The following is a 26,813-nucleotide window of genomic DNA, read 5'->3' on the forward strand; positions in this document are numbered from 1 at the left end:
ACATATATAAACTCAAAAAAGTATATCACTCATTTAACCTTTTATAAAAAGAAGCTCTCTTTGCATTCTCTCTTTCCAACTGGATATATTCTCAAAACTAAACTTATTTACATTCGCTTCAATTTCTTCCAAATTTAATTCAGCCAGTTTTCTTGCAAAATTTCCGCAATTATCAAGCAGCCGCTCTTCGAGTGCAGGCAAACAAAATCCATTCACGTCGTCTTTAATCGTTTGTCGAGTCAAACCCGTATCTCGAACTATAGGTATACAACCTAATCTCATTGCTTCCAACAGGGTATTCCCGACATTCCCAGCTTCATAAAATGACACAAAATACTTAGATTTTTTTAAGACCCAGTTTACCCTGTCGGAAGATATTCCCCCGGTGAATAAAACATGCTGTTCAATTCCAAGTAATTTAGCTTCAACTTTATAATCTTTAAGTCTACTTCCATCCCCTATAATTATAAGTTTTGGGCATTCTATGATTCCAGACTCCACTAACTGGGAAAACCACTTAAGAACGAGATCAATTCTTTTCCACCGAGCCAACCTTGAAACAGATACAAATATATTGGCACTGTTGCCCACGAAATCATAAAATTCTGGTATTTGCCTAAAAGATACTATATCAAGCCCATTATATGCTACGAACTGTTTGTCAGTGGGTATTTTAAAATAGTCTAATACCTCTCTACCCCCTGTACCATCTTCCGTGACAACTACTTTGTCATGTCTCAACTTTAACGTAATGAATTCTAACAACCTCTTAGGATTTTTATAAATAGACCTGTCTCGGCGACATACATATTCGTAAAGAAAGGTTCCATAAAGTCTCAGAATAGACTTGTTTCTTGTTAACCTCGCACATATGTAAGAGGCAATTGAGTTGTACCCCATTCCATAACAGAAAAAAAACTCATCGCGTTTATCAAAATATAATTTAAAATAGATAATTATTTGCTGAACGAGCCCTACGATTCGGTATTTCGACACATAGTGAATATTTATATTGTAGGTATTTTCTAAATCTTTCTGGTCGCGCCTTTCCAAATTTTCTTCTTGATGTAAAAAAATATGGGTTGAGTCGAATCCTACGGGTAAATATTCAATTACCTTCATTGGTGCCGGCGAGCCGGCGGAATCATCTGTGATGAAAAAGTGCTTTTTTAGAATGCTGTGGGGGGCACAAAAAACTATCAAGTTCTTATTTTTCACTTAAAGTGCTCCGTCATAACCTCAACAATTACCTTTGATGTTGCGCCATCTCCATATAACATCCGCGAAGAAAACATCTCGCTATTAATGTTAACAGCGTTAGAAACCCCTGCTAATATTGCATTTTCTTCAGTGCCAACTAAAAAATTAAATCCTTCTTCAACTAATTCTGTCCATTCAGTTTCGTTTCTTAAGGTTACACAACCCTTACCTAAAAAATATGCCTCTTTTTGTAGGCCGCCACTGTCTGTCATTACGACCTTTGAGTTTTCGATCAACCATAACATTTGGAAATAACCAACGGGAGGAATTATTTCTGCGTTTATCGTAATATTATTATTTTCTAAAATCTTTTTTGTTCGGGGATGAAGCGGGATAACGATATCTATATCTTCTGATAACTTATTTATTGAGTTTACGATATTCTTAAGATTATATAAATTATCGGTATTTTCAGCTCTATGGAAAGTTAATAAAATAAAGTTACTACTCACAAGCCCTTTTGGCTTCTCCGAATAAACACGATAATATTTAACTGCATCGTGCATGACATCGCCTACATTATAAATCTTACAATGTTTCCTTAAATTAAACCCTTCGGAATGCAAATTATGCACCGACGCGCTTGATGGACAGAATAACAATGTTGATAAATTATCTGTCAAAATCCTATTAATCTCCTCCGGCATTTGCATATTGTTACTACGTAAACCAGCTTCAATATGTATAACGGGTATCTTCAATTTTGACGCGGCTAGCGCTCCTGAGAGCGTCGAGTTTGTGTCACCATACACCAAAACCGCATCGGGACGTTCATCAATAAGGATACTTTCTATGACTTGCAGCTGTTTCCCCGTCATTTCTCCGTGAGTTCCCCCGCCAATTCCGAGGTTGTAATCTGGTTTAGGGATTTTCATTTCATTAAAAAAAATGTCACTCATATTCACATCATAATGTTGACCCGTATGAACAATTATCTCTTTAATCGTTGCTCCAGCATGTGCTAGATTTCGATCTTTTATAGCTCTACTTACTGCTGCTGCTTTTATGAATTGAGGTCTTGCCCCGACTATTGTGACAATCTTTAACATCTTTTTACCTATTTATAGTTGTTTGATGATTTGTGCCGGACTTCCCGCAATCACCACCTTCCCGCTACAAAAACTCTTTGTTACTACAGAACCTGCGGCAACGATCGTTCTATCACCAAGAACGACGCCGGGCAATATTACGCTATTCATCCCTATCCAGCAGTTCTTTCCAATAACTACATCTTTACCCGGTAAATGTTTTCTTAGATCATAAAAATCATGGTTAGAAGTGATGATTCCTACATTTGGTGCGATATAGCTTCCTTTTCCAATGAATATATGGCCAAAAAAATTCTGAAAATATGTTCCAGGCGAGGATAGATTATTTAGATCATCCACATGAAAAGTAATATTTTCAGGCTTTGACAAAGTGCATGTTAATCCTACTGGGAAAGGATATTTGCGCCCTAATCTTAGTATATTTCGTTGCCACAAAGATTTTAAACAAAGACGATATCCACCATACTCACAATCGAATAATCTACCTTTCAAGTATCGTTTATCGAAAAATACTGAAAAAAACAATTTGGAAATGGGGCGCAAAAATTTACGCATCAAGATAGCCTCCTGTAAATCTTAAAACTAGCAATCCCAAAGCCAACCAAGCAACTAGGTGCTTAATATTGATAACAAAGAGATAAAATAAATCTTTAAAGTTTAAATCCGCATGCTTTGAAAAAATTATTAAGCATATTAAGTAATAAAAAGCGCCAGTCACCGCAAACGCTTCACTAACATAGGTACTAGAATACAACGCAAAAAAGAATACTACTACTACTCTAAATACTCCCCCCAGCGTAGTAAGAATAAGCATTTCTTTTTGTTTTTGCATAACATGCATTATCATTGATATTGGTGAAGAAATAAATTGAAACGCAAACCACAATGAACACCATGTCACTAGTAAACCCGCTCGTGCCCAGTCTTGACCGAAAACCAGCCCAAAAATTGGTTGAGCAATTATACCAACAAACAGTATTGGCCCGAAACCCACCTTAATTAAGATGGAAAGTACTTTACTGCAGATTTCTGATCTCTTATTCTGGCTATCAACACTCGCTATTTCTGAATAAAACACTTGCGAAATGGAGCCACCTATGAGGCTCATAGGTGCTTGCATGACTTTCATAGCTAATAACAGAAATCCCGCTTCTGATGAGACGGTGAAGCTTGTGATAATTAAAATAGGAAGGTGTAAGCCTGCATTATTTGCTAGCACATCAAGCGTTGAGAATCTTGGATATACGCTATATCTTTTAGCGGCAAATTTAATATTTTTATACTTTATACACTTTATAGCTTTATACTCTTTTTTTAATAAATTAACTAAAAAAGCCAAAACGCCCGCTGAAGAAAGAAACAAATGACCCAAAATCAATCCAAACGTTAGCTCTTTTACTCCACCATATAATTGAACGCTGTTTCCTATTATTGATTGCTTAACTTTGGTTTTCGCAATAATTCCAAATGCTCTTTCTCTTGTGTACCAATATTGGAATATATTAAATAATGCAGAGGATAAAATTCCCACAGGGATAAGTAAAATCAACCACCCTTTCAATCCTGTTATATCGTTTAAATAGGTATCGAATATAAATATAAATACAGTGGAAAGCAGAGCTAATATTAAACTTGCAATTGTTGAAAGTACCAAAAGACTTAAAGCTACTTTTTTAGTCTTTGGTAAAGGTATTGCAACCTCATACCTCAAACCGGCGGCACTAGAACAAATCGCAATTACCGCTACAAAAGAAGCAAGATAACCAAACTCTACAGGAGTATAGTATCGAGTCAGAATTGGTAACATTGAAAATGTTATGAGGTGTGCTAGTCCTGTTCCAGTTACTAGAATTAGCACCCTTTTAACTGCAGGACTGATTTTAATTGATGAAAACAATTTGGCTACGCTTCCGAGTATCAATATACTTATAATATCAAAGTTGATTTTTCATATTGTGTACGTTCAAACCATTTTAGTACGTGAAATCAAATCCGACTGTTATGTGTTTGCTCATTTACCAATAGCATCCTATCTGAGAGTAAGCTATTTCAAGTAGGATGGACGCTCTCTTATAACGCATTAAGCATAATGACCAATTTTTTGTGTTCCAATCTTAATGACTCGTAGCATCTCGAAATTAACGCTCTGCGTTTAAATCGAGCGTAAAATATCCCCAGCGTCCCAATTATTAACGTAATAGTATTATAATAGGTAATCTTAGCTATTTAATTACAAGTTTAGTGTGTGGCAATGTGCATACAGAGTACGGTAGCAATTAATACCAGCGGACATATTTTTTATTTTTTAACGTTTATATAAGGCTTGAACAACTGCTTCCTGATTTTTTTCAGATAGGTATGGATGCATTGGTAAGCTAATAACGCGCTTGGAAACTCTATTTCCTAAAGGCAACACTCTGTCAATAGCTGCGACAGCGGGTTGCTGGTTAAGAGGTATCGGATAATGAATCGCCGTTGGAATTCCCTGTTCTTTCAATTTCGCTTGTACTTTGTCACGGTTTTCGACTTGTATCGTGTACTGTGCCCATGCGCTTGTATTGTGAGCTTCCACAAGTGGTGTCGCTGTGAATCCAGATTTTGTCAACAGTTCAGTGTAACGTTCTGCGACTTCTTGCCGCAGCTGAATTTCTTTTGGAAAAATATCTAATTTTGGTAAAAGAATTGCAGCTTGAATCGTATCTAGGCGACTATTCACACCAACACGAATATGGTGGTAACGTCGATCCTGTCCGTGCCGAGCAATTTGTCGAAGGACAATTCCGAGTTCATCATCGTTGGTAAAAATTGCACCGCCGTCACCATAGCAACCTAAAGGCTTGCTTGGAAAAAAACTCGTGCATGAAATGGTGCTTAGATTACACGAGTTCCGGCCTTTGTAAGTAGCACCGAAACTTTGCGCCGCATCTTCAATAACTGGAATGCCATATTTATTGGCAACTGAAATAATCGCATCAAAGTCAGCGCATTGGCCGTAAAGATTTACTGGAATAATCGCCTTTGTCTTCCGCGTAATCGCCGTTTCAAGTAGTGCCGGATCAAGGTTGTACGTCTTCGGGTCAATGTCCACATAAACAGGTTTAGCGCCCAACAGCGCCACCGTTTCAGCGGTCGCAATATAGGTGAAACCCGGTGTGATTACTTCATCGCCCGGCCCAATCCCTAACGCCATTTGCGCAATTTGTAAGGCGTCAGTACCGTTTGCAACAGTAATACAATATTTTGCTCCGGTATAATCTGCCAAGCGTTCTTCTAGCTCGGCTACCTCTGGTCCTAAAATATACTTACCATGCGCCAATACGCGTTGAATCGCAGCGTCAATTTTGTCTTTAATACGTGCCTGCTGCGCAGCTAAATCAATAAATTGCATTAGAATCGCTACCTACTCTTTAGACTTCACGTCAATACATGTTACACCGTTGCCTTTAAGGATGTACCGGCTTTCCGTGTGGGCACATCCAACTTCACCGTCTCCGCTCAATGGTAAATCAAGTTGCTCACCGTATTTACTCATCCAGCCGATCTGCTTTGCCGGAACGCCCACCATCAATGCATACGCAGGAACATCTTTATTCACTACGGCACCAGCACCAACAAAAGCGTATTCGCCTATGGTTATACCACAAACAATGGTGCAGTTCGCGCCGAGACTGGCACCGCGTTTCACCCGCGTGTCAAGGTACTGGTCTTTCCGATCGATAAGTGACCGAGGATTATAAACGTTGGTAAATACCATGCTTGGGCCACAAAAAACGCCTTCCTCGAGATAAACGTTGTCGTATATAGATACATTGTTCTGAACTTTGCAATTGTCACCAATCTCTACCTTATTGCCGACAAAAACGTTTTGGCCGAGCGAGACACCTTTGCCAATTGTGGCTCCGCCACATACATGAACAAAGTGCCACACACGGCTCCCTTCACCAATCTGTGCTCCGTCATCAACTATCGCTGATTCATGCTTAAAGTAATTCATTGCTAGCGCTTAATATTGTTCAAGAAGGGATGATAGTCCCCAGTGAGTGAAGAGCGCTCAGCTGTGCGAATGTGAGCAACTGTTTCGATTGCGATTCGGTTTTGTTCTAAACCAAAACCATGACCTTGTAATATTTGTTCATAACTTTGAGTGTGTAAATCCGTAAAACCACCTGAAAACTCAACGGATTCGCCATCTGCGGTTATTGAACGATACGTACGTTGTCCAGAGATTCGGATATCCTCTGGGATATCATTAGAGTCTATTGACAAAAACCACCGCACTCGAGCCTTCTCATACTCAAGATATCCCGCTGCTTTGGTTGCTGACGAGTAATGCACTTTATTCTCTTGAAGATTACCAAAAACGTAATGCAACATGTCATAGAAATGGACACCAATATTAGTCGCGATCCCACCAGACTTTTTATCGTCACCTTTCCAGGACTGCAAATACCAATGTCCTCGTGACGTAATGTAAGTCAAGTCGACATCGAATTTCTTACCAGCACCACTGTTCGCAACCTTGTTTCTCAGAGCAAGAATCGATGGGTGCAATCTTAGCTGCAGAATCGTATTTATTTTACGACCAGATTCTCTTTCTATTTCGAGAAGCCCGTCAATGTTCCAAGGATTCAACACCAACGGCTTCTCACAAATTGCATCTGCGCCAGAGCGTAATGCGAATCTCATGTGAGAGTCGTGAAGATAATTTGGGGAGCAAATCGACACGAAGTCAATAGCACGGCCATTATTTATACGGCTAAGTTTATCGATATGCCGATCAAATCTTTCAAACTCTGTGAAAAAATCGGCATCTGGAAAGTAACTATCAATGATTCCAACAGAATCATTGGTGTCTAAAGCAGCGACTAATTGATTATTAGTATCTTTGATTGCTTTCATGTGTCTGGGTGCAATGTACCCTGCTGCACCTATAAGCGCAAAATTATTCATCTATGAAAATCCTGAAATTAATTTAAAGAGATATACTTTGACTTTGGGGCGGAATGACTTGTTTATCGTTAAGAGATATTTCTCACATACCAAGGCATCGATTCATGAATGCCTTGGACAATTCGGTGTATTGGTGCAAAGCCTATCTTTACTTGAGCTTTCGAAATATCCGCCTGTGAATGACGCACATCTCCCGGGCGAAAATCACAGTAAATTGGCTCACCTAAGTAATCGACGCCGTTATCTCGAAGTGCATCTTGAATACCTATAAACAATTCATTTAATGTTGTTCGATCACCTAACGCCATATTGTAAATTTCATTTTTTGCTGAATTCTCAGCTTTAGCGGCAAGAATGTTCAATTGAACCGCGTTGGATACATACGAAAAATCACGACTTGTTTCACCATCACCATTTATAAATACGGTGTCTCCTTTTATCATCGCTGCTGTCCATTTCGGGATCACCGCAGCATAAGCACCATCTGGGTTTTGCCGGGGACCAAACACATTGAAATAACGCAGTCCAATGGTTTTAAAGCCGTACACCCGCGCAAATACGTCAGCGTAAAGCTCATTCACGTATTTCGTTACCGCGTAGGGGGACAACGGATTGCCAATGTTCTCCTCCACTTTTGGCAAAGCCGGGTGGTCACCATAAGTAGAGCTGCTGGCAGCGTAGGTGAAGCTATCGACGCCGGCGTCTTTCGATGCGACAAGTATATTTAGAAAGCCATCGATGTTGCTTTTGTTGGTATTTATTGGGTCGTCAATCGAGCGCGGCACAGAGCCAAGCGCTGCCTGGTGAAGCACATAATTTACGTCACCGGCTGTCGCATGCTTAAGAACCGCTTTGCAGCTTTCCAGATCGCAAATATCACCTTCGACGAACTGGAAACGTTGCCACTGTTCTTTCGTGACAATGTCCTGGACTTCATCCAGGTTACGCTGAAAGCCCGTCGAAAAGTTATCAAGGCCAACGACATACTGATTTAGTTTTAACAGCGTTTCGAGTAGGTTTGATCCAATGAATCCTGCAACACCGGTCACTAACCAAACCTTTGGTTCACTCAATAGCTGAGCTTTGATTTCGTCATATTTAGTCATTTGAACCACTTTAAAGTCGAATATCGGCTAATTCGTTCGATACAATGTATTTTAGGTCATAAATCACATGATCAGGTTTTGCCAATTTCTTCAAACCATCAATGCCCATTTGGATAAATTGCTTGTGGGCTACAGCAACGACTACGCCGTCGTATGAGCCATCGTTAAGCTCACTCACCGGACTTACGTCATATTCTTGACGTGCCTCTTCGGCATCAACCCAAGGGTCGTAAACGTCCACATTGGCACCGAACTGCTCCAGCTCATCGATAATATCGACCACTTTGGTATTACGGATATCAGGGCAATTCTCTTTAAAGGTTAGCCCCATTATCAAAATGCGCGCGCCCTTTACAGTGATCCCTTTCTGCAGCAAAGCTTTAACGAACTCTGATGCAACATAACGGCTCATATTGTCGTTAATTCGCCGCCCTGCCAGGATCATTTCAGGATGGTAACCAATGGATTCCGCTTTATGTGTCAGGTAGTACGGGTCAACGCCAATGCAGTGACCGCCTACAAGACCGGGGCGGAACGGTAAGAAGTTCCATTTGGTGCCCGCAGCTTTTAGCACAGCTTCGGTATCGATATTCATTCGATTAAATATCATCGCTAATTCGTTAATGAGTGCAATGTTCACATCGCGCTGGGTGTTTTCGATGACTTTTGCTGCTTCAGCGACTTTAATGCTTGGTGCTTTGTGGGTGCCCGCAGTGATAATCGATGCGTACAAGCTATCTACAAAATCTGCAATTTCAGGTGTTGAGCCCGAGGTAACCTTAAGGATGGTGGTTACCCGGTGTTCTTTGTCACCAGGATTAATACGCTCTGGGCTATAGCCGGCGTAGAAATCTTCATTAAATTTCAGGCCTGATACCCGCTCAAGTACCGGTACACAATCGTCCTCTGTCGCGCCTGGGTAAACTGTCGATTCGTAGATAACGATATCGTCTTTCTTAAGCGTCTTACCAATAGTTTCTGAGGCTTTGATAAGCGGCGTCAGATCAGGCTGCTTAAACTTGTTGATCGGCGTTGGCACGGTAACGATGTAGATGTTTGCTTGTTCTAAATCTGACGCATCGGCGCTGTAGCTCAGCTGTGTTGCTTGTTTGAGCTCTTCGGGTTCGACTTCCAGGGTATGGTCGTGACCCTCGTTGAGCTCATTGACGCGTTTATGATTGATATCAAAGCCGATGGTTGGGTATTTTTTGCCGAACTCAACGGCTAACGGCAAGCCCACGTAACCGAGACCGATGACGGCTATTTTAATGTTATTCAAATCCATGAAGGCACTATCCAGGGTTGGAGGTTTACGACGTAGAATTTTGGTTTAACAGCGCAATTTGTAGGGATTTTTTATTTTGCGCTGTTTTTGAGTTTGGTTAACGGAATTAATATCACGGTAGCGGCGCGTTGGACCCGTGGTAGAACCACGGGCTACAGGTATACCGGGTTACCGATCATGCATTATCCGATTTGTAGCTGTAGCCGTAGTGATAGCCGTAGCCATAACCGTAGTAGCCACTGGCACGACGCTCGACGCCGTTCAGGATGACGCCGCGTACGGTCACGCCGTTCTGGTCGAAGCGTTTCACGGTGGCTTGGACTTCTTTCGCCGGCGTTTCGCCGAAACGTGCGACAAGGAGTGTCGTACCTGCGTAGCGGCCGACGATGGCGGCATCGGTGACTGCCAGAATCGGTGGCGTATCAATGAGCACGTAATCGTAGTATTCGTTCACCTTCGTCAGCATTTTTTCCATCCGTGGATGCATCAATAGCTCCGACGGGTTCGGCGCGGCTGTACCACGTGATACCACGTGAAGGTTTGGCACTTTGGTCTTGTGGATAATGGCCGCCAGGTTGTTCTTATCAATTTCGCCGCCGTCCTGGGTTTTCTGCACACTCGCCAGGAAATCCGACAGTCCATAGTTGTTTTCGATACCAAACTGCAGGTGCAAATAACCACGACGGATATCGCCGTCAATCACCAGCACTTTTTGTCCAGCTTGTGCCAGTACTGCCGCCAGGTTCGCGGTGACAAAGCTCTTACCAACGCCAGGCGCCGGGCCTGAGATCATAATGGTCTTGTTCTGCGCTTCCAACATGGCAAAGTGCAAGCTGGTGCGCAGGCCACGTAAGGCTTCAATGGCTAAATCCGCGGGGTCTTCAAGGGCCAGGAACGGCAAGTCGCGTTTCACCGACTCTTTGGCCGTCAGTTTACTTAACTTGGTATTCAAATCATCTTGCACCGGCGACAGCGGAATCGACGCATACACGTTCACGCCAATCTCTTCTAACTGCTCTGCCGATTCCACGCCGCGATTAAGCGCCGCCATTAAGAACACATAGCCCACGCTCACCATACCGCCAAGCATGGTCGCTAAGACCACGATCAGGCTCTTCTTCGGCGCTACCGGAGACGGATTCGTTACCGCTTCGTCAAGAATACGCACGTTGCCGACGGTACCGGCTTTAAGCACGTTCAGTTCCTGCATGCGGTTCAGCAGCTGTACGTAGATTTCCTGTGACACTTCCACGTCACGCGCTAAACGCAGCACTTCCTGTTGGGTCTCTGGCAAATCGCCGACTTGTTCGTTGATTTGCTCTTGTTCTTGTTGTAACTGGGCTTTTTGTTCAAGCAGTGACTGATAGGTCGGGTGTTCGCGGGTGTATAAACGCGAGAGCTCTTTTTCTTTTAGTTCAAGTTCGTTCAGGCGCTTTTCGATTTCCACCACGCGCTCAAGCAGGCTGGCGGTTTCAATCGACAAGTCCACCGACTGGCTTTGCAGGCGGTAGGCGTTGAGTTTGTTTTCAGCGGCGGTCAGATTAGCACGCACCGTTGGCATTTCCTGCTCGATAAACTGCAGGCTGTTCTCAGCTTCGGCGGCGTTGCGACGGATGTTCTGCAGCATGTACTCATTTGCCACTGCGCCTAATACGTCTTCGGCGTACTCGGTGTCGGTGCTTTGAAAACTCGCGCTCAGAATGCCCGTTTGCTTACCACGCTCGCTGACGCCAAGGCCTGCTTGCACGTCTTTCACGGTGCGCAGGCGATTACGTTTAACCAGAACAAAGCTATCGGTGTCGGTGAGTACTGCATCATTAATCATTAACTCAAAGCCGTCGAGCACTGCCAACTGCCCTACTTTACCAGCAATGACGAGTTCGCCATCGTCGTCGCGTACATCATAGCTAAGGCCGTTGTCAGCAAATTCCAGGTAAAGGGGCTGCCCCTCGTAGCCGCGCGGCACGTTGAAGCGGGTAATGCTGAGTTCGTCTTCGCCTGGTGTGCGACGGGCTAACCAGTCGCCGATAATCGGCATATAATCCGGGGTGACGCTGGTGGTCAGGTCAAGCTGATCGACGACGGCACCGACCACCATGCGTGACTTCATGATCTCGATTTCGGTGGCGGCCTGGCTTTCGCTGCTGAACATCTCGCCGAACTCGCCGCCTAAGGCTGGCAGTCCGCTCGATTTCTCTTCCACTTGCAGCAGGGCGTCGGCCTGGTACACGGGTGTGCTTAGCACGGCGTACAGGACGCCGAATACCATAAACACGAAGGTGACGCCGATGATTAGCCAGCGGCGATCGATCAGCATGCCAAACAGGCGACCGAGATCGATTTCGTCGTCGTCGCGGCGCTCTGCGGCCAGGTCGGGCTTAGTCGTGTTCACAGCTTTGTTTTCCATTCGTTACAGCTCTTCTCGATGAGTTCAAATACGTGTTGGTAGACCTCGTCGCTACGGCGATACGGGTCGGGTATTTCTTTACCCTTGCCACTTGCGCCGCTTTGGGCGTCGAGCCAATGCCCCAGCAGCATGGTTTTGGCGTGGGCTTCGGGGTAGCGCTTGGCGATGTGACTGCGCTGCTCGTTTTCCATGACCAGGATGAGGTCGTAGTTACTGATGAGCTCGCGGGTCAGTTGTTTGGCTTCGTGTACGTCGAACTGGTGGCCGTTTTTGGCGGCGATGTCGCGCGCTTTGGCGTCCATGTCCCAGCCTTTGCCTTGTTCGCCTTCTTTTTCGATCATAGCGGTGATGCCGGCGCTGTCGATTTGTTTATCGGGCAGCGCCTGCTGCAGCAGGAATTTGGCGGTCGGGCTGCGGCAGATGTTGCCGAGGCAGACGATTAGGATTTTATTGAACATTGAACCCGTTATTTGTTATTCGATAATGGTTATTGGGTTGTTTTAACATACACCGAGCCAGCGGGTGGTTGGACCCGTAATAGAATTACGGGCTACCCCACCAATAACGAGCAGGGAGCGAAGCGACCGTACGAACAGCGCAGCGTACGAATAACGAAGAACGCTCTCGCCCTTAATTAGCTACGTCGTCGCTGAAGCGGCCGAGGCTATATAAACCTGTGACTGACGGCAGCAGCTGATTGATGACGCGGTTCCAGCGGCTGATTGGCGCAGCGGTCACGTACACGATATCACGTTGTTGCAGCTCGAACTGCTCGGCCATAACTAAGGCCACAGCGTTTTCGGCGTTCAGCTGATACACTTTGGCGATTTTGCCTGAATCCGGCTCTGGCTGACGAATCACAAAGATACCTGCGGCATCGGCGCTAATTTCCTGCCAGCCACCGGCGTCAGCTAAAGCTTCGGCCAGGGTAGTACCCGACTGACCAATCATGTACGACTGCGGCTTACGAACTTCACCCAGTACGAAAATCTTGTTGTCGTCGTTGCGGGCGACATGCACCACATCGTTAGTCTGCAGCATGATGTTCTGGTCGGTGTTTCCCGACTGATACAGCTCGCGCAGGTTAAAGGTTAAGGTGCGCTCGCCGCGGGTCAGGGTAACACGATTCCAGTTGGCAGCTTCGCTTAAGCCACCGGCCGCGTTCACCGCTTCAATTAAGGTCATCGGCACGTTGGTCACCGGCACTGTGCCCGGCTCATTTACTGCGCCAGTTACGTACACGCGCTGGCTGCGGAAAGCGGCCACGGTCACGTCCACCTGCGGGCTTTCGATGTATTTCGCCAGACGCTTGGTGATTAAATCGCGGATCTCGGTGACTTTTTTGCCTGCCACCTGAATTTCGCCAATGTACGGATAGAAAATGGTGCCATCGTTGTGCACCCAGTTGCCCGCCTCTTGTGCGCTACGCATTGAGCCTGCGGGAATCGTTAGTTCCGGATGGTTCCATACGGTGATGGTCAGCACGTCGCCACGGCCTACGGTGTAGTCGTAGTTGCTGCGCGCCTGCTCTAGCGCATCGTTAAGTTGTGGCTTCGGCGGCTGGGTCTGCATCTCGGCCAGTAACATCGGCGAGATTTGATAGGTGTCCACCAGCTTACTGAGCTCAGCTTCACTGAATTCTTGCTCGTAAGCATTGCGCGTGTCGTCGCTGAACAGGCCACCACTACTACTGTCTGGGATATGGCCGCCCGGGGCCAGTGAGCAACCGCTCAGCAGCAAGGCGATAAATGATACTGCGGTCAGTTTCGTTTTCATGGTTGTTGTTCCTGTTTAGTTCTGCCCAGGTCTGAAGCCACGTGCTTCGGTGGTCTGATAGAGGTTAATGCTTCTGTTCAACATTTGTCCACCGTCGCGGGTGATTGGGTTCCAGCCGACGGTACCGCGGGACATCGTATGACGTACAAAGAACAGATCGAATGGGATGCTGATGTAAAAACCTTTGGTAAAGCCGCCTTCGCCGTACTCTTCACGGGAGACATTGGTGAATGCGGCATAAGCTCCGGCGCTGACGCCTGAGTCAAACTGATGCGAGAAGTCGAACTGCACGCCCTCGTCGCCGGCGAGGAAGCGGCCGGCTTGTATTTTAATCAGGCTGTTTGGCAGCAATTCTGGCTGCCAGTACATGCTGGCGTGGCCGGTCAGCACGTCGTAATCTTCGAAGCTGAAGCTGTTATCCGGGTCGCGCTGCTGTACGTAGTTGAGGTCGAGGCCGAAGGCTACTCTCGAGTTGAGCGGACGGTACAATACTTCGGCGCCGACGCCACCGAACATGCGCTCGAGGTAGCCGCCGTACAGTGCGTAATAGGTGTTGCTGCTGGCCTGGTCGGTGTACACCAGCTGGGCGTTTTGCAGCCACAGGCTTTGATTGTCGGCGTACTCACGAATGCGGGTGCGCACGCGTGGTAATGGATTTTCGAGATCATCGACCAGGAAGTTGAATTCATCGTAGTTGTTGATGATGTTCAGGCCGATTTCGCCGCTGAGCTTCAGGTTCGGGCTGAAGGCGTAGTAGCCGTCGGCCATAAGCGCCAGCTGGTAAATATAGAAATCTTCTGCGCCGCCGAACGACTGGCTGAGCTTGGGTGTAAAGCTGTAACCCGTGGTTCTGCTGCGGGTGTCGTTGCCATTGCCAGCATTGCCGGTGCGGGTGGTTTGACCCGTAGTAGAACTACGGGCTACCGGTGTTGCAGGTGTCGCAGGTGTTGCCGAGGTTGCAGACGGCGTGAGATCAACGGGGCGGACGTGGCCGATGCTGATGGCATCGTGTTCGTCGCGGAAGAAGCGCTCGCCGCGGGCGGCGGTTTTGTAATAGGGGGCGTTGACGTTGTACTGCACGATGCCAAGGCCGTCTTTCAATTCGGCGATTTCATAGCGCGTCACATCTTCCGGCAGTTCATTGCTGAGAATACGGGCGGCTTTGCTGACCGCTTCTTCGCGATCGCGATAGCGCGTTTGCTCGGCGTATAGAGTTACCCGCTCCTGCTCTTCATCAGTCGCTATTGCACTCACCCGATAACCCGTTTCATTCAGCAAGTCCTGGCTCAGACGCTGGATATCCAGTTCGCTGAAATTACTGGTGGTGCTGTACTTCGCATCACGCATTTCCGGCTCAAGCTTTATCTGATAGGCCGTCGCCAGGTTGTAGCGCAGGCTGAAACCAAACGTCATGGTGTTGCCGCGCTGATAGCCAAGCTTCAGGTTTATAAAGTTATTCAAGGCGTATTCCGCGCCGACGTTCCATGGGCTGTCGACCACGATTTCACGCGGATTTTCCGGGTCAATCGGATTCGGCAACCGTTCGCTTTGGTAGTCGTTCGGATCGTACTCAGCTTTTAGCCGTAATCCTTCAAGCGGCGTGCGCCACTCCAGCCCGCCAAATACTGACGCCGGGCCTTTAAACATTTTATCCCACTCGACATCGCCGCCGCCCTGAGTGAAACCGCCGGGCCGTTCGCAGAATTCGTCGGTGATTTCGCAGAATGGATTAAAGGCGTTGTCGCGCCGGCCTAAATAGCCGAAGCCCAAGCCAAGATGGAAATCAAAAACGCCAAGCTTTTCGGTTTCGTAGGCTTTACTGGCAACGAAATATTCACCGGCGAATAATCCCGTACCACCAAGATCCTGAAATCCAACGGCTAGTTCCGGCAGCCATTTCGATTCTTCGTACAGGCGGAATTTAAGATCCAGGCCCTTATCTTTCAGGGTTTGGTCACCGCTGAATCCCGGGTCATCGGAGTAAAACGAGTAACGGAAATCGGTGTAGCGCGCGGTCGCTTGCATCCAGTCGAATACCTGCAGGGTTATCGAGGTGCGCCGGTAGTCGTCGGTGTCGCTGTAGCCAATGGTGATGTGGCCTTCGCTGTTCATGCGCGCGGTCGGCGTTTGTAACAGACCGACGCCACCGAAATCACTGGTGGTGTAAGGGTCTGGATTATATTCCTGCGCTTGCGCTTGTGCTTGCGTGATAGTGACACCTAGCGCTGAAATCAGGGCTGCTGCAACGTAATATCTCATTGCGAGTAATCCCAGTGCTGCAGGAACATCGCGAGCTGTGCGTTGATATCTCGGAAGCCTGACGGTAAATCACTTTCGTCGATACTGGTCAGCACAATACCCGGCTGACCGTCATTTAATTTTTCCCGCTGCTCGAGCTCGCGGATACTGCCATTAGGCTGAATCAGCCAGCGCTCGTTTTTTGTCAGATTGCTAACGCCGACTTCAGTGCTGCTTGCCGGTGCCAGCACCACTTCATACGCGTCTTCGGCATCGCGGGCGTTCAGCACCGGATTGTGCTCTAAGGTCGAGCGCATCTTTGCCGGGTCGATGCCATGGATATAGCTTGCCCGCATCGGCCATTGCTGAAACTGTTGTATGAGTTGTCGCGCAGCCTGTTCTAATTCGGTGTCGCCGTCATGCTGATAGATTTCCGCCAGCATCCGCAAGCGCTTCAGCATCCCGGTATGACGGCCGGCAAAGCGTTGGTCCAGTTCGTCGCTGTGAATGCGCAGTCCCGGCCAGTAACTGTCAGGATAAAAGTGCTGCTGCATGGCTTCAACGAAATGGCGTAATCTTGGTTGCGCGTCTGGCGTAACTGGCACCTGGAAGCGGGTAACCTGCGCGTCGCCGCGTGGCGCAATGGGTCGTGCGAGATTGACCATCTCCAGCTCGACATAACCATGCTGCGGACTCAGCCACTGTTTGCTGCTGATCACGTACTGATTGTCGATGCTCAAGCGGTAAGTATTGCTGAAGTCGTGGGTCTGCCCCGCCTTGCCTGCGACATATTCTGTCGCTGTACCCTGTTCCGTAAGATCGCGGCCATTGCGCTGAAACTCGGACTGCACCTGCAAAGTGACGATTTCGTGCTGCGGGTCGTGCGGATTAAAATTGGCGATGGGACGCTGAATCTGGATGTTCCGCTGCCAGCTGGTGGCGCAGTTTTGATGCTGGGCTGGCTGCTGGGCTGGCTGCTGGGCTGGCTGCTGGGCTGGCTGCTGAGCTGGCTGCTGGGCTTGCTGCTGGGCTTGCTGCTGGGCTGGCTCGTGCTTGAGGTAGCAAGCCAGCGGATCCTTGTGCAGCTGATCGGTGTGTACGCGATTCTCACGTTCCAGCGCGCTGGTGCGAATGACGCGACCTTGCCACATCGTCAGGGCTTCGTTGCCCGCCGAGAACCAGTATTCCCCGTGATTGCCTGTGGCTGCGAGCACCAAAATAGTGCGCGGCGCGTCCGCAAACTGCACGTAGGTAACTGGATAAGGAAATTGCTGCAGTGTCGCCAGGTCTGGCGCAGCTGGTGTATCCGCAAAGAAAAACTGCAGCGACTCGGTCGCTGCAGTGCTTTCAGTAGATTCCTGGGAGCTCAGTAACGAGCATCCCGATAGCCCCCCGGAAAGACCGAGTAAGGCTGCGGCAATAGCGACACCACGCATCCGTGTGACGTCCAACCTGATACTAACTTAGTTGTTCGTAAGAGTTACGGTTGACCCTGAACCGTCATCATCACTAGTCACGACCACAATAGCCATGCCAATACCTGCTGCTATAGCTAGTGCTTCTGCCATAGTCATTTCTACGCCACCCAAGCTAACAATTTTGCTGGAAGCGTTAGCTTCCTCCATAACTGGCTTCGGAGCTGGCTTTGGTTCTGGCTTCGGCTCTGGATTAGCTACAGCTGATGCGCTGAACGCCAATGCAGCTGCCGCTGCGATAGTTGTAAATACTTTCATGTTGAGCTCCTTACTTCTCGAATATGCTTAAATAGTAGCCCGTAGTTCTACTACGGGTCAAACTCTAATTCATGTAAATGTACACTAAACACCCAAAAAATCAGGCAAAAAACTAAAAAACCCGGGCAAAAAACACGCTACCGCCCTTAGGGTTACCGCTCCTAAATGCGCCCCGACCTGCGGGATTCTTAATTTTCCTTGCGCGAAAAGTCCACTTCCAAGTGACTGCAGCAAAGCTTATCTAGCGTTCGATGCTTGCTAGGTCAAATTCTGCGCGAACCTGCTTATGCAATAAGTCTAGCAGAACAATGCAGCGTGAGGGGCCGTCAAGCTTAACTATTTCAGCGACCAGCCCAGTGAACGGCCCATCGAGGATTTGCACTTTGTCACCGACCTGCGGCACTGTATGCCGTTGTAATTCTTTAACTTCAGCAGAATCACTGTTAACTGCCAACAATTCCTTTACAAGCGAATCTGATATTCGAGCAGGGCACTCCCCAAACTTTAACAGCTTTGTGACCCCAAAGGTACTACGTATCTTATGAAAGTTTTGTGAGTAATTACTGAACTTTACGAAAATATAACCAGGGAAGAGAGGTTCGCGGATTGGCACCCGCTTTCCGCGCCGGATCCGCTCGAGTGTGATCATGGGCAAAGCAGCTTCAATCCCTTGATTTTCAAGGTTTTCATGGGCGCGCAGCTCCTGCCTCGGCTTCGTCTGCACCACATACCATGTTTCCAGCTTATTCTCTGACAGATAATCTGACATTCGTTTCCCTGAATCAGCCATCATTCTATCCGCAGATTATACACCCATTCCCCCACCGCGTTAACCCCAACCAGAAGGGGCAGCCCTTACAATGTAAAGATTCAGCAGGGGCAGCCCCCTCTTTTTCTTTACATTGTAAGGGCTGCCCCTCCTTTTTTTACAATTCACTAATAGTTTAATGCTTGCTTTACAATTTATAGGTTGTATATTTAATGCACTACAACGCAAGGATTGTATTTATGAAGACCATCGACGACGTCGCAAACATGCTCGCAACAGAGCGCAAGAAGAGGAATCTCTCGCAAACCGATATGCGCATGCTGATTGGTATGTCACAGCAGCAATACCAACGGGTGGAAGCTGGCCAGGATATGCGGCTGTCCACGTTATTGCGTATACTTGCGGGATTAGGATTAGAACTGGCATTCGCCGATCCTATGCAACCAAGGTCGGAAACCACCAGCACATCAGTGGAAGAACCCGGTGATTTTTGGTCGCATAGTCAGCGACACCTCAAGGACGATTAACCATGCAAAATTCCCACAAGCACATTGAAAGTGTCGCGGGGCTTAAACTGACACTTGGTTCGCAAGAGCTTGCTGTGCTCACACACTATAGCGGCGGGAAAAATATACTCGTCTTTTCGCCAAATTATCTGACGCTTCCCGTCGAGCAGCGACACCCCTTTACCCTGACTCAACTCGCAGCTCCAGCAATGTTGCAGCAGCCACTGGTGAGTCACCAAAAATTGACGCCGCTATTGTCAAACCTTCTTCCTGAAGGAGCATTACGCGAATGGATGGCAACTTCATTAAAAGTGCATACCGATAACGAGTTCCCACTCTTTGCGCACATGAGTCATAACCTGCCTGGCGCACTAAGAGCGACCCCAATCTCGGCAGGAGAATTGCCCGACTGGGCGCTTGATCACCGCCGCCAAATTGAGTCGATACAAATTGATATTGAACATACGACCGCAAAGTTTTCACTTGCTGGGGTGCAAATGAAGTTCTCCTCTACTAAGCAGGACGGCAGGTTCAATCTTAAATTCGATGCCGATGGAGAGAGCTGGATCATAAAAACACCATCCACCATCCACAAAAACGTACCCGAAAACGAGTACACGGCGATGCGTCTGGCACAAGCCGCTGGAGTCGTCATTCCAGATATCCAACTAGTTGAACGTGATCGGTTGGATCACCTTCCGGATATTCAGTTACCGAATGAAACCTATGCTTATGCGATCAAGCGTTTTGATCGTGGACACGCTGGACGAATACACACCGAAGATTTTGCGCAGATATTCCAGGTCTATCCCAACGACAAATACAAAAAATTCAATTATGAGCAAATCGGCAGTGCGCTTTTTCAGCACAGTGCGACCGGATTAGCCGACGTTCAGCAAATGGCACGCCGACTGCTGGTCAATATTTTGCTTGGCAACGGCGATGCTCACCTTAAAAACTGGTCATTGATTTATCGCAATAAACTCCGTCCGCAACTCTCCCCGGCCTACGATATTGTCTTTACTCTGCCTTATGTTGCCGGAGATGATTCCGTAGCACTCAAAATGGCCAAGCAGAATAATTTCTATTCGCTCGACTACGCTGCATTCGAAACCTGGTCCAAGCGAATGCAAGTGCCGTGGCCCGCTATTAAAGTTCATCTGCAGGATACGCTTGAGCGCGCCCGCGACCAATGGCCACAGCTGCTTAGCGAACTTCCAATGCTCGACGCCCACAAGCAAGCCCTCATCACTCACTGGCAACGCCTCCACCCCGACTTTCATCTCTAAGAAGGGGCAGCCCCTTCTTTACCAGCGCCACTCAAACGAGGCGATAACGTTGCCAAACTCATCTTTACGGCCCGATTCGTAGGTGTCTTGCCAGGCTTGCAGGCCGACTTCGAGTAAGCCGTTGCCGACGGGGTAGAACACCACGGCCTCAAACTGCTCAATACGGGCGATGCCGGGGCGGAATTCGGGGAGCAGCTCAAAGCGTGGTGCGCGGCCGAAATTGTTGTGATCGCGGCGTATGCGGGTGTCTTGAATGCGGAAGTCCCAACCGAGGCCGTTGTTACGAAACGACGCGTAGCCGAAAGTGGTCAGGCTGCGGAGGTCACTGCGGTCGTGTTCAGCATAAAAGCGTGACAGGTGCGCGGGTTCAGCAAAGCTCCAGTCGAGCCCGACCATGTGACCGTTGCCGCGTACGTCGCCCAGCGAGAAAGGCCCCGCCACATCGTGCTCGCTGATGCTGCCATAGAAGTTAAACTGCAACGGCAAGGTCAATCGTGCATCGAACACCAGGCTGTCAGCATCATCATCGCCAGCCGTCGTGCCAGAATCGGCGGCCACCACAACGCCACCCAGCGATGAGCGGGTATAATGCAGCCCTAACTCGAGCCGTTCATGGGCCCGCCAGCCGACCCGGGCGCCAAAGGCTTGCTCACGCTCCCAGATCTGTAACGCTGGCTCCACCAGAAACTTCTCTTCGCTGACACCGTAAAACGCGGTAAAACTCAGTTCGGAAAAAGCCGACGCCGCCGAAGGTGCATAAACTGTGCGCAAACTGCGCAAGGGTAAGGTGCTGACCGTATGTAAGCCATCTTGTGCTGACCCCGGTGACCACCAGGTGTGCAACTGATCAACGCTAACCATCCAGTCGCCGGCCATGGCCGCGGCATAACTGCCCTGCCAGGAAATAGTGTCGGTGCTGACCCGCGGATTCAGACTCAACGAGCTGTCACGATAAGTGGTGCGGATGCGCCCCGCAACCGACTGACCGATACGCTCATGGGTCACTGCAACTGAAGCTTTGCCTTCCATCGGTCGCTGGTAACTCGGTTGTGCACCTGTGTCGGTCACTCCGGCGACGCGTAACGAGGTGTAAGCGCTGCCTTTGTGATAGCTCAAAAGCGCCATTAATTTGTAATAGGCAACCTGCTGCAGCTCGCTCAGCTGTTCTGGGTCAATCGCTTCGAGATCGGCCAGCAACGGCCGCCACATCACCGGAAAAGTTGTGACCGGGGCGCGCAATAAGCCAGCGTCGGCCAATACTTGTAACGAATGACGTACGTGCAGTTCTTCGGCATCAAGCCATGGCGTTGCCGCAACACTTGCTGCACCCGTCAAGGCAAAAAGCGCGACAACTAACGTCGCACAACGCCGCCACCAGACCATGACGCTAAACGTCGCGCAAGAACTATCCACGTCACCAGATGTCGCACAGCGCCGCACTATTTAAACTCCCGCTCATGGAACCAGAGATTAAACGCCCATTTTTCACCTTTGCTCACTGGCATGCCGGCGTGCAGACTTTTCGGATGTACATCGGTAGAGCCGCGCACCACGTTCTCGAAGAACAACAGGCGGCCAGGTTTTGGCTGCACGTTTAAATTAAGTTTTGGGAAGTAGGTCGAACCGCCCCCCTCAGGGGTATTGATATAGCCCAACACGGTGATCACGCGTTGCCCGCCGCGGCTGGTGCAACGCTTGCCGCGCTCGGTATTCATGTCGTAAGCATCAAAATGCGCACGATACTCTTCTTTTTCGCCGTAATGAATCACCTGAAAGCTCTCAGCATTTTCCAATGGCAGGTCCACTTCTTTGGCGATGCGGGTGCCTAAGTAAGTCACGATCATGTCGTGGGTATGGCCGATCCATGCCAACTGATTGGTACGCGCTTTGCTCAACACACCCTCTTTGTCGGAGCTGACTTTGGCGCGTGCCATCTGCTTAATGGCCGCGTTCACCAGATGTTTACCCTCCGACTCTGTGAAAAAGTCGTCCATGATATAGATGGTGGGATCCTTGCATAAAATGTGCGTAGTCGGGTTATCCATTTACATCCTCTTGATAATGCTGTCCGTACTTTCGTCAAAAGCAGTCTCTGTTGTAGTCTCAACAGCGCCGTTCATCACGGCCAAAACTTCTTTCGCGACGTTTTTACCAAGCTCAACGCCTGGCTGATCGAATGAATTGATGTTCCAAATCACGCCTTGGCTGAACACTTTATGCTCGTAGGCAGCAATCAGTGCACCAAAACTTTGTGGTGTTAGCTCATCCACATACAGCAAATTCGACGGATGCTGGCCTGGGTAACTGTCGCCATTTCCAAACCACATCAGCCGGCGATGCGCCAAACAGTTGGCAACGGATAAACGTTGCTGGCTAGCCAGGCCTGCTTGCACGGGAGCAGCAAAGCCTGGAGCTTGACGGCGCAATACTGCTACAAAATCCGCGGCAAATTTATCGTAGCCTTGATGCAAATGTTGGAAGAATGCGTGTTGTCCGTTGGGGCCAAAGCCGCCCCAGATAATGGGTCCGGTAGGATAATCAATCGCCTCGCCGGCAAGGTTTTGCTGCTTGCCGTTAGATTCCATATCAAGCTGTTGCAGATAGTTCGGCAGATACCGCAGCCGGCCATCGTAAGGCAACACTGCGACGTTATTCAGGCCGCGTTCTTCGCGGTTGTAGACGCCCAGTAGCGCGAGCAGTAACGGGATATTTTCCAGCAACGGCGCAGAGCCAAAGTGTTCGTCCATGTGCCGCGCGCCTTCGAGCATCTTGGCAAACTGGTTGGCACCGACAGTTAAGGCAATCGGCAGGCCAATAGCTGACCACAACGAATAACGGCCGCCGACGGAATCGGCAAAGCTCAGCTGTTGGCTGGCTGGAATACCAAATTCGGTCATCGCCTGATTGTTGCTCGACACGCCAATGACGTGTTTTTCCAGCCACGCTGATTGGTCCAGCACCGACTCAACCCAGCGTTTAACGGTCTCAGCGTTGGCCAGGGTATCGATGGTGCCGAAACTTTTCGAGGCAATGATAAATACGGTGGTTTCGGGGTCGATAATTGGCAGTACGGCATACAGTTGGCCGCCGTCCATGGAGCTAACGAAATGTACGTCGAGTTCATGTTCTACGTTGTCATCGGCGAACTCGTGTAAGGCGAAGCTGCCCATCATGGGGCCGAGGTCGGAGCCGCCGACGCCGATGTTCACGACGTCGGTGATGGGTTTGCCCGTGGCACCGAGCCATTTACCGCTGCGCAGCAGGCGTACGATCTCGGAGAAGCGGTTGCGTCCGCCGCCTGCGGCGACGACCGAGTGGCGACTGCGGTTAAGCACGTGGGTAACTTTACGGCCTTCGCTGGGGTTCTGATACTCGCCCTGCAACAGCAGCTTGCGCTGTTCGTTGAAGTTTGCGGGCAGGCGTTTCTTCGCGTAGGCCTGCAGCTCATCAGCGCTCAACCCCTGGAAGCTGTAGTCTAAATTTAAGTGCTCCGTCGTTACCTGCATTGTCCATCCATTGTTGTAGCCCGTAGTTCTACTACGGGTCTAGTCTGCCGATAGTATTATGTTGCTACCATCGCCCGTGCTGCGGGTCTGACCCGTAGTAGAACTACGGGCTACCCCATAAGCCGCGATGTTGCGAGCATCCCATATATCGCGATGTTGCCACCATCGCCCGTGCTGCGGGTTACAGGCCGCTTAGGGCGGCGAGCGCGACGCCGACCTGATACATGATCTGCGTGGCGGTGGTCCAGACTTCGATGTTGTTCATGTACTGGGTATCCATCGGCACGACAATAGTATCGCCCGGCTCAATTTGCTCGTACGAGCCCGAGGTAAACCACGAACGGCGCTCAGGCACAGTTACCAAACCGTTAGCCTTAACGATGTAAATACGTTCTTCGTCAGCCTTTTGCCGCATGCCACCCGCACGTTGAATGTACTCTTCCAGTGACACCCCCGGTTTAAACTGATAGGAGCTGGCAAGTTGCACTTCACCGATAATCGACACCGTGTTCTGTACCGTTGGTACGTACAAACGATCGCCGTCTTTCAGCTGTAATGAGGCGCCCCCTGTCGCCATCACGCTACCAAGGTCAATAACGAGCCGGCCGACTGCGTCAATGTTGGTCAGATCGCGCAACAACTGATTCATTTCTGAATACGCAACCTGTGCACCGGTATCGGTGATGACGTTCGAAGCAATTTCGCGCCGCAACTGTTGCGCGAGCTCATCCAAACGCTTGCGTTCAGCTTCACGCAAATCGGCGCGGGTAAAGATCGCACCATCAACAAACGCGTACTCCGTCAATCCACCAGCGCGGTCCAACAAATCTGTCAGATTCTCACCACGGCGAATGGTGTAGGTTCCCGGGAAGCGTACTTCGCCCTCCAACCGCACCTGCAAGGTATTCTGCCACTGCGGAATCGACAACACTTGAATGCGATCACGGCCTTTCAAGGGTACTTCGACTTCATTACGCAACACTTGCGCCAAATTAAAAGGTCGGTACTGGGCCGAAGCTTCACCCTCGTGCAACACAGTTCGGGTAATTTCAGCCCGCGCCAAATAAGCAGACTCTTTCAAACCGCCAGCGGCAACAATAGCTTGCTGTGCGTCAGCATTAGCAACCAACGGATAAATGCCGGGATAACGAACTTGACCATCGATATACACCAGCGGCAAGGTTCCGGTAGAGCTGTATTGGTTGCGCAACTGATACAGAATAGGCTGCAGTAAATTATGTCGCGAGAACTTGGCATAATAGTCAGCATCACGCTGTTCGGTATCGTCGCCAATAGCAAATAGCGAGCTAAGCTGATCATCCAGCTCCGCCGAGCCCTCTGGCGTCGTGCGTTCCAGTAAAGAATCAAAGGCTAGATCATCCGTAATAAGTTTTTGCAGGTACTGCTTACGGTAAACCTCGAGTACCTGTTCACGCTCTTCACGGGCACGGTCACTCTCAGACTTTAACCAGGCACTGAGTTGATTTTCTTCCGCTTGCGCTGATTCGTAGCGACTAAATACCACCACCTGATCGCGTGGCTGTAACGCTAAATTTTCTGCATTGTCACCGCTAATTGCAGCAGCAACATCGAACTGCAGCACGCTAATCGAGCGGCGATCGGCACTGCGCCTTACCACAATGCCGTAGCTAAGATCAGTCACCGGCAGTAGCGCGCCCTCAATAGAAGGCAATAAATCTTTCACGTACAAGTCATCACGCCACTCGTAAACTCCCGGACGCACAGCAGCACCCACCAGCATTACGCTGTCGACCGTATCTTCGGCAACAGAGAGTACTTTAATGGCATCGCCAGCTTGCAATGGACGGGTCACGTCGGAGCGGGTTAAATCGATGGTTTGTACGCGCCGCGAACCATCGCTGATGCGCTGCAACTGCACTGATTTACGATAAGCGGTCGGCAGCAGGCCGCCAGCAAAACTTAACGCATCAGCCAAAGTCTCACCCGGCAACATTTCATAGATAGCTGGGCGCAGTACTTCGCCAGCAATGCTCACCATGTCGCCGCGGGTCGGGATAAACACCACATCACCCGCTTGCAAACGGTAGTCGTTAGACGCATCGCCTTCAGTCAGCAATTTATAAAGGTCGAAGGTCACTACGGTTTTGCCGTTACGCTTTAACTGCACGGTACGCAGCGAGGCAATGTCGCTAACCCCACCGGACACAAACAGCGCTTGGCTCATGGTGGTCAGTGAACTGACGGTATAGGCACCAGGTTTATAAGCTTCGCCCACGACAAAGATTTGCATGCTGCGCAGCTCGCCCATAGAAACCGCAGCTTCCATACCGATCATGCGCTCACGCACGGTGCTTTGGATCAAGGCTTTAGCTTCGTCATAACGCAAACCGGCAACCGCAATAGGTCCCAGGTTCTCGATGACGATTTGGCCTTCGTTATCCACCGCCGCTTCGATACTGCGATTTTCCTTGCCGTACAGCTGAATACGCAAGGTATCGCCAACGCCAAGCATATAATTTGACGGAACCGGCGCATTGGCCATAGGTGCAAAAGTACTCGGCTCACCCTGGAACAGGTTATAGCCGAAGGGTTGTAGTTCTTTATCGTCTTCCGCCAGGCGTTCGGCGAGTTCACCGGGGCTGAGTTCATTTAACGGACGGGTATCAGCGGTTTCGCGCTGCTCCATAATAGAAGGACGCTCACCCATAGTTTCAGCAGTGCTTTGACTTTTGCTGTTGCCCTGCATCATCGCTTCGATGTCGCTTAGGCTTACGCCGAACTGCCGCGCGATAGCTTCTTGCTGCGCTCGAGGGAGTTTCTGAATTTGCTGAATCTGCTGTGGTGTAAGGCTCGATAGGTCTTGCGCCTGAGCACCAGGTGCCGCACCGGGTACACCAGCAAAAATGAGACACGCCAGCCCGGCTGCCGCTAGCGTTTGTTGCAACCATGCTTTCACG

22 protein-coding genes are annotated in these 26,813 nt (G+C 49.1%); 2 read left to right on the plus strand and 20 right to left on the minus strand.

The genetic code is table 11. The annotated features are described in order from the left end of the window. Positions 1-33: 33 nt before the first annotated feature. The 16 genes from ACQ5ES_RS05405 to rfaH form a co-directional block, all read right to left on the minus strand. Positions 34-1,218: a glycosyltransferase gene (locus tag ACQ5ES_RS05405; protein WP_445014911.1), complete on the minus strand. Its 1,185-nt coding sequence runs from the start codon at positions 1,216-1,218 to the stop codon at positions 34-36. Beyond that, positions 1,215-2,309 carry a non-hydrolyzing UDP-N-acetylglucosamine 2-epimerase gene (gene wecB, locus ACQ5ES_RS05410; RefSeq protein WP_445014912.1) on the minus strand — a complete coding sequence of 365 codons (1,095 nt, stop codon included), beginning with the start codon at positions 2,307-2,309 and terminating at the stop codon, positions 1,215-1,217. Before wecB ends, ACQ5ES_RS05405 begins: the two co-directional genes overlap by 4 nt. A gap of 12 nt (positions 2,310-2,321) precedes the next feature. Beyond that, a complete protein-coding gene (locus tag ACQ5ES_RS05415; RefSeq protein WP_445015402.1) occupies positions 2,322-2,864 on the minus strand; it encodes an acyltransferase in 543 nt (180 codons plus the stop codon). Further along, a complete protein-coding gene (locus ACQ5ES_RS05420) occupies positions 2,857-4,116 on the minus strand; it encodes a lipopolysaccharide biosynthesis protein (protein WP_445014913.1) in 1,260 nt (419 codons plus the stop codon). The genes ACQ5ES_RS05415 and ACQ5ES_RS05420 overlap by 8 nt, the downstream gene beginning before the upstream one ends. 498 nt (positions 4,117-4,614) lie before the next feature. Continuing rightward, positions 4,615-5,697, minus strand: coding sequence for a DegT/DnrJ/EryC1/StrS family aminotransferase (locus ACQ5ES_RS05425; protein WP_445014914.1), 1,083 nt, complete (start codon positions 5,695-5,697; stop codon positions 4,615-4,617). Positions 5,698-5,709: 12 nt separating this feature from the next. After that, entirely contained in the window at positions 5,710-6,303 is a 594-nt protein-coding gene (locus ACQ5ES_RS05430; RefSeq protein WP_445014915.1) for an acyltransferase, read from the minus strand. A gap of 2 nt (positions 6,304-6,305) precedes the next feature. Continuing rightward, a complete protein-coding gene (locus ACQ5ES_RS05435; RefSeq protein ID WP_445014916.1) occupies positions 6,306-7,259 on the minus strand; it encodes a Gfo/Idh/MocA family protein in 954 nt (317 codons plus the stop codon). Between the two features lie 68 nt (positions 7,260-7,327). After that, positions 7,328-8,365 (minus strand): NAD-dependent epimerase/dehydratase family protein, encoded by a 1,038-nt coding sequence (locus tag ACQ5ES_RS05440; RefSeq protein WP_445014917.1) that lies wholly within the window; start codon positions 8,363-8,365, stop codon positions 7,328-7,330. A 10-nt stretch (positions 8,366-8,375) separates the two neighbouring features. Continuing rightward, a complete protein-coding gene (tviB, locus tag ACQ5ES_RS05445; protein WP_445014918.1) occupies positions 8,376-9,650 on the minus strand; it encodes a Vi polysaccharide biosynthesis UDP-N-acetylglucosamine C-6 dehydrogenase TviB in 1,275 nt (424 codons plus the stop codon). 175 nt (positions 9,651-9,825) lie between these two features. Then, complete coding sequence (locus ACQ5ES_RS05450; RefSeq protein WP_445014919.1) at positions 9,826-12,057, minus strand: polysaccharide biosynthesis tyrosine autokinase; 2,232 nt, start codon at positions 12,055-12,057, stop codon at positions 9,826-9,828. Continuing rightward, positions 12,039-12,515 (minus strand): low molecular weight protein-tyrosine-phosphatase, encoded by a 477-nt coding sequence (locus tag ACQ5ES_RS05455; protein WP_445014920.1) that lies wholly within the window; start codon positions 12,513-12,515, stop codon positions 12,039-12,041. The genes ACQ5ES_RS05450 and ACQ5ES_RS05455 overlap by 19 nt, the downstream gene beginning before the upstream one ends. A gap of 172 nt (positions 12,516-12,687) precedes the next feature. Beyond that, positions 12,688-13,833 (minus strand): polysaccharide export protein, encoded by a 1,146-nt coding sequence (locus ACQ5ES_RS05460; protein ID WP_445014921.1) that lies wholly within the window; start codon positions 13,831-13,833, stop codon positions 12,688-12,690. 15 nt (positions 13,834-13,848) lie between these two features. After that, a complete protein-coding gene (locus ACQ5ES_RS05465) occupies positions 13,849-16,092 on the minus strand; it encodes a YjbH domain-containing protein (protein ID WP_445014922.1) in 2,244 nt (747 codons plus the stop codon). Then, positions 16,089-17,507, minus strand: a complete 1,419-nt coding sequence (locus tag ACQ5ES_RS05470) for a YjbF family lipoprotein (protein ID WP_445014923.1) — start codon at positions 17,505-17,507, stop codon at positions 16,089-16,091. The genes ACQ5ES_RS05465 and ACQ5ES_RS05470 overlap by 4 nt, the downstream gene beginning before the upstream one ends. A gap of 27 nt (positions 17,508-17,534) precedes the next feature. Beyond that, positions 17,535-17,804: a hypothetical protein gene (locus ACQ5ES_RS05475; RefSeq protein WP_445014924.1), complete on the minus strand. Its 270-nt coding sequence runs from the start codon at positions 17,802-17,804 to the stop codon at positions 17,535-17,537. A 241-nt stretch (positions 17,805-18,045) separates the two neighbouring features. Then, the gene (gene rfaH / locus ACQ5ES_RS05480) at positions 18,046-18,573 is read right to left on the minus strand and encodes a transcription/translation regulatory transformer protein RfaH (protein ID WP_445014925.1); all 528 of its coding nucleotides are present in this window, start codon (positions 18,571-18,573) and stop codon (positions 18,046-18,048) included. Between the two features lie 239 nt (positions 18,574-18,812). Between rfaH and ACQ5ES_RS05485 the strand changes: the two genes are divergently transcribed. Next, complete coding sequence (locus tag ACQ5ES_RS05485; protein WP_445014926.1) at positions 18,813-19,100, plus strand: helix-turn-helix domain-containing protein; 288 nt, start codon at positions 18,813-18,815, stop codon at positions 19,098-19,100. A gap of 2 nt (positions 19,101-19,102) precedes the next feature. Next, complete coding sequence (locus ACQ5ES_RS05490) at positions 19,103-20,368, plus strand: type II toxin-antitoxin system HipA family toxin (RefSeq protein ID WP_445014927.1); 1,266 nt, start codon at positions 19,103-19,105, stop codon at positions 20,366-20,368. Between the two features lie 18 nt (positions 20,369-20,386). Here the strand turns inward: ACQ5ES_RS05490 and ACQ5ES_RS05495 are convergent, their stop codons facing one another. From ACQ5ES_RS05495 to ACQ5ES_RS05510, 4 genes are all read right to left on the minus strand, one after another. Beyond that, entirely contained in the window at positions 20,387-21,808 is a 1,422-nt protein-coding gene (locus ACQ5ES_RS05495) for a capsule assembly Wzi family protein (protein WP_445014928.1), read from the minus strand. Beyond that, positions 21,808-22,413 carry a 2OG-Fe(II) oxygenase gene (locus tag ACQ5ES_RS05500; RefSeq protein WP_445014929.1) on the minus strand — a complete coding sequence of 202 codons (606 nt, stop codon included), beginning with the start codon at positions 22,411-22,413 and terminating at the stop codon, positions 21,808-21,810. The genes ACQ5ES_RS05495 and ACQ5ES_RS05500 overlap by 1 nt, the downstream gene beginning before the upstream one ends. After that, positions 22,414-23,874 carry a glucose-6-phosphate isomerase gene (gene pgi / locus ACQ5ES_RS05505; protein ID WP_445014930.1) on the minus strand — a complete coding sequence of 487 codons (1,461 nt, stop codon included), beginning with the start codon at positions 23,872-23,874 and terminating at the stop codon, positions 22,414-22,416. Between the two features lie 181 nt (positions 23,875-24,055). After that, on the minus strand, positions 24,056-26,812 hold the full coding sequence (locus tag ACQ5ES_RS05510) for an SLBB domain-containing protein (RefSeq protein ID WP_445014931.1): 2,757 nt from the start codon (positions 26,810-26,812) through the stop codon (positions 24,056-24,058). Position 26,813 lies beyond the last annotated feature (1 nt).

The sequence above is a fragment of the Pseudidiomarina xizangensis genome, assembly GCF_052541995.1.

Bases quoted from the DNA above. Each gene is read 5' to 3' on its own strand.
- wecB (WP_445014912.1), bottom strand. From the start codon at position 2,309: ATGTTAAAGATTGTCACAATAGTCGGGGCAAGACCTCAATTCATAAAA.
- ACQ5ES_RS05415 (WP_445015402.1), bottom strand. From the start codon at position 2,864: ATGCGTAAATTTTTGCGCCCCATTTCCAAATTGTTTTTTTCAGTATTT.
- ACQ5ES_RS05420 (WP_445014913.1), bottom strand. From the start codon at position 4,116: ATGTTACCAATTCTGACTCGATACTATACTCCTGTAGAGTTTGGTTAT.
- ACQ5ES_RS05425 (WP_445014914.1), bottom strand. From the start codon at position 5,697: ATGCAATTTATTGATTTAGCTGCGCAGCAGGCACGTATTAAAGACAAA.
- ACQ5ES_RS05430 (WP_445014915.1), bottom strand. From the start codon at position 6,303: ATGAATTACTTTAAGCATGAATCAGCGATAGTTGATGACGGAGCACAG.
- ACQ5ES_RS05435 (WP_445014916.1), bottom strand. From the start codon at position 7,259: ATGAATAATTTTGCGCTTATAGGTGCAGCAGGGTACATTGCACCCAGA.
- ACQ5ES_RS05440 (WP_445014917.1), bottom strand. From the start codon at position 8,365: ATGACTAAATATGACGAAATCAAAGCTCAGCTATTGAGTGAACCAAAG.
- tviB (WP_445014918.1), bottom strand. From the start codon at position 9,650: ATGGATTTGAATAACATTAAAATAGCCGTCATCGGTCTCGGTTACGTG.
- ACQ5ES_RS05450 (WP_445014919.1), bottom strand. From the start codon at position 12,057: ATGGAAAACAAAGCTGTGAACACGACTAAGCCCGACCTGGCCGCAGAG.
- ACQ5ES_RS05455 (WP_445014920.1), bottom strand. From the start codon at position 12,515: ATGTTCAATAAAATCCTAATCGTCTGCCTCGGCAACATCTGCCGCAGC.
- ACQ5ES_RS05460 (WP_445014921.1), bottom strand. From the start codon at position 13,833: ATGAAAACGAAACTGACCGCAGTATCATTTATCGCCTTGCTGCTGAGC.
- ACQ5ES_RS05465 (WP_445014922.1), bottom strand. From the start codon at position 16,092: ATGAGATATTACGTTGCAGCAGCCCTGATTTCAGCGCTAGGTGTCACT.
- ACQ5ES_RS05470 (WP_445014923.1), bottom strand. From the start codon at position 17,507: ATGCGTGGTGTCGCTATTGCCGCAGCCTTACTCGGTCTTTCCGGGGGG.
- ACQ5ES_RS05475 (WP_445014924.1), bottom strand. From the start codon at position 17,804: ATGAAAGTATTTACAACTATCGCAGCGGCAGCTGCATTGGCGTTCAGC.
- rfaH (WP_445014925.1), bottom strand. From the start codon at position 18,573: ATGTCAGATTATCTGTCAGAGAATAAGCTGGAAACATGGTATGTGGTG.
- ACQ5ES_RS05485 (WP_445014926.1), top strand. From the start codon at position 18,813: ATGAAGACCATCGACGACGTCGCAAACATGCTCGCAACAGAGCGCAAG.
- ACQ5ES_RS05490 (WP_445014927.1), top strand. From the start codon at position 19,103: ATGCAAAATTCCCACAAGCACATTGAAAGTGTCGCGGGGCTTAAACTG.
- ACQ5ES_RS05500 (WP_445014929.1), bottom strand. From the start codon at position 22,413: ATGGATAACCCGACTACGCACATTTTATGCAAGGATCCCACCATCTAT.
- pgi (WP_445014930.1), bottom strand. From the start codon at position 23,874: ATGCAGGTAACGACGGAGCACTTAAATTTAGACTACAGCTTCCAGGGG.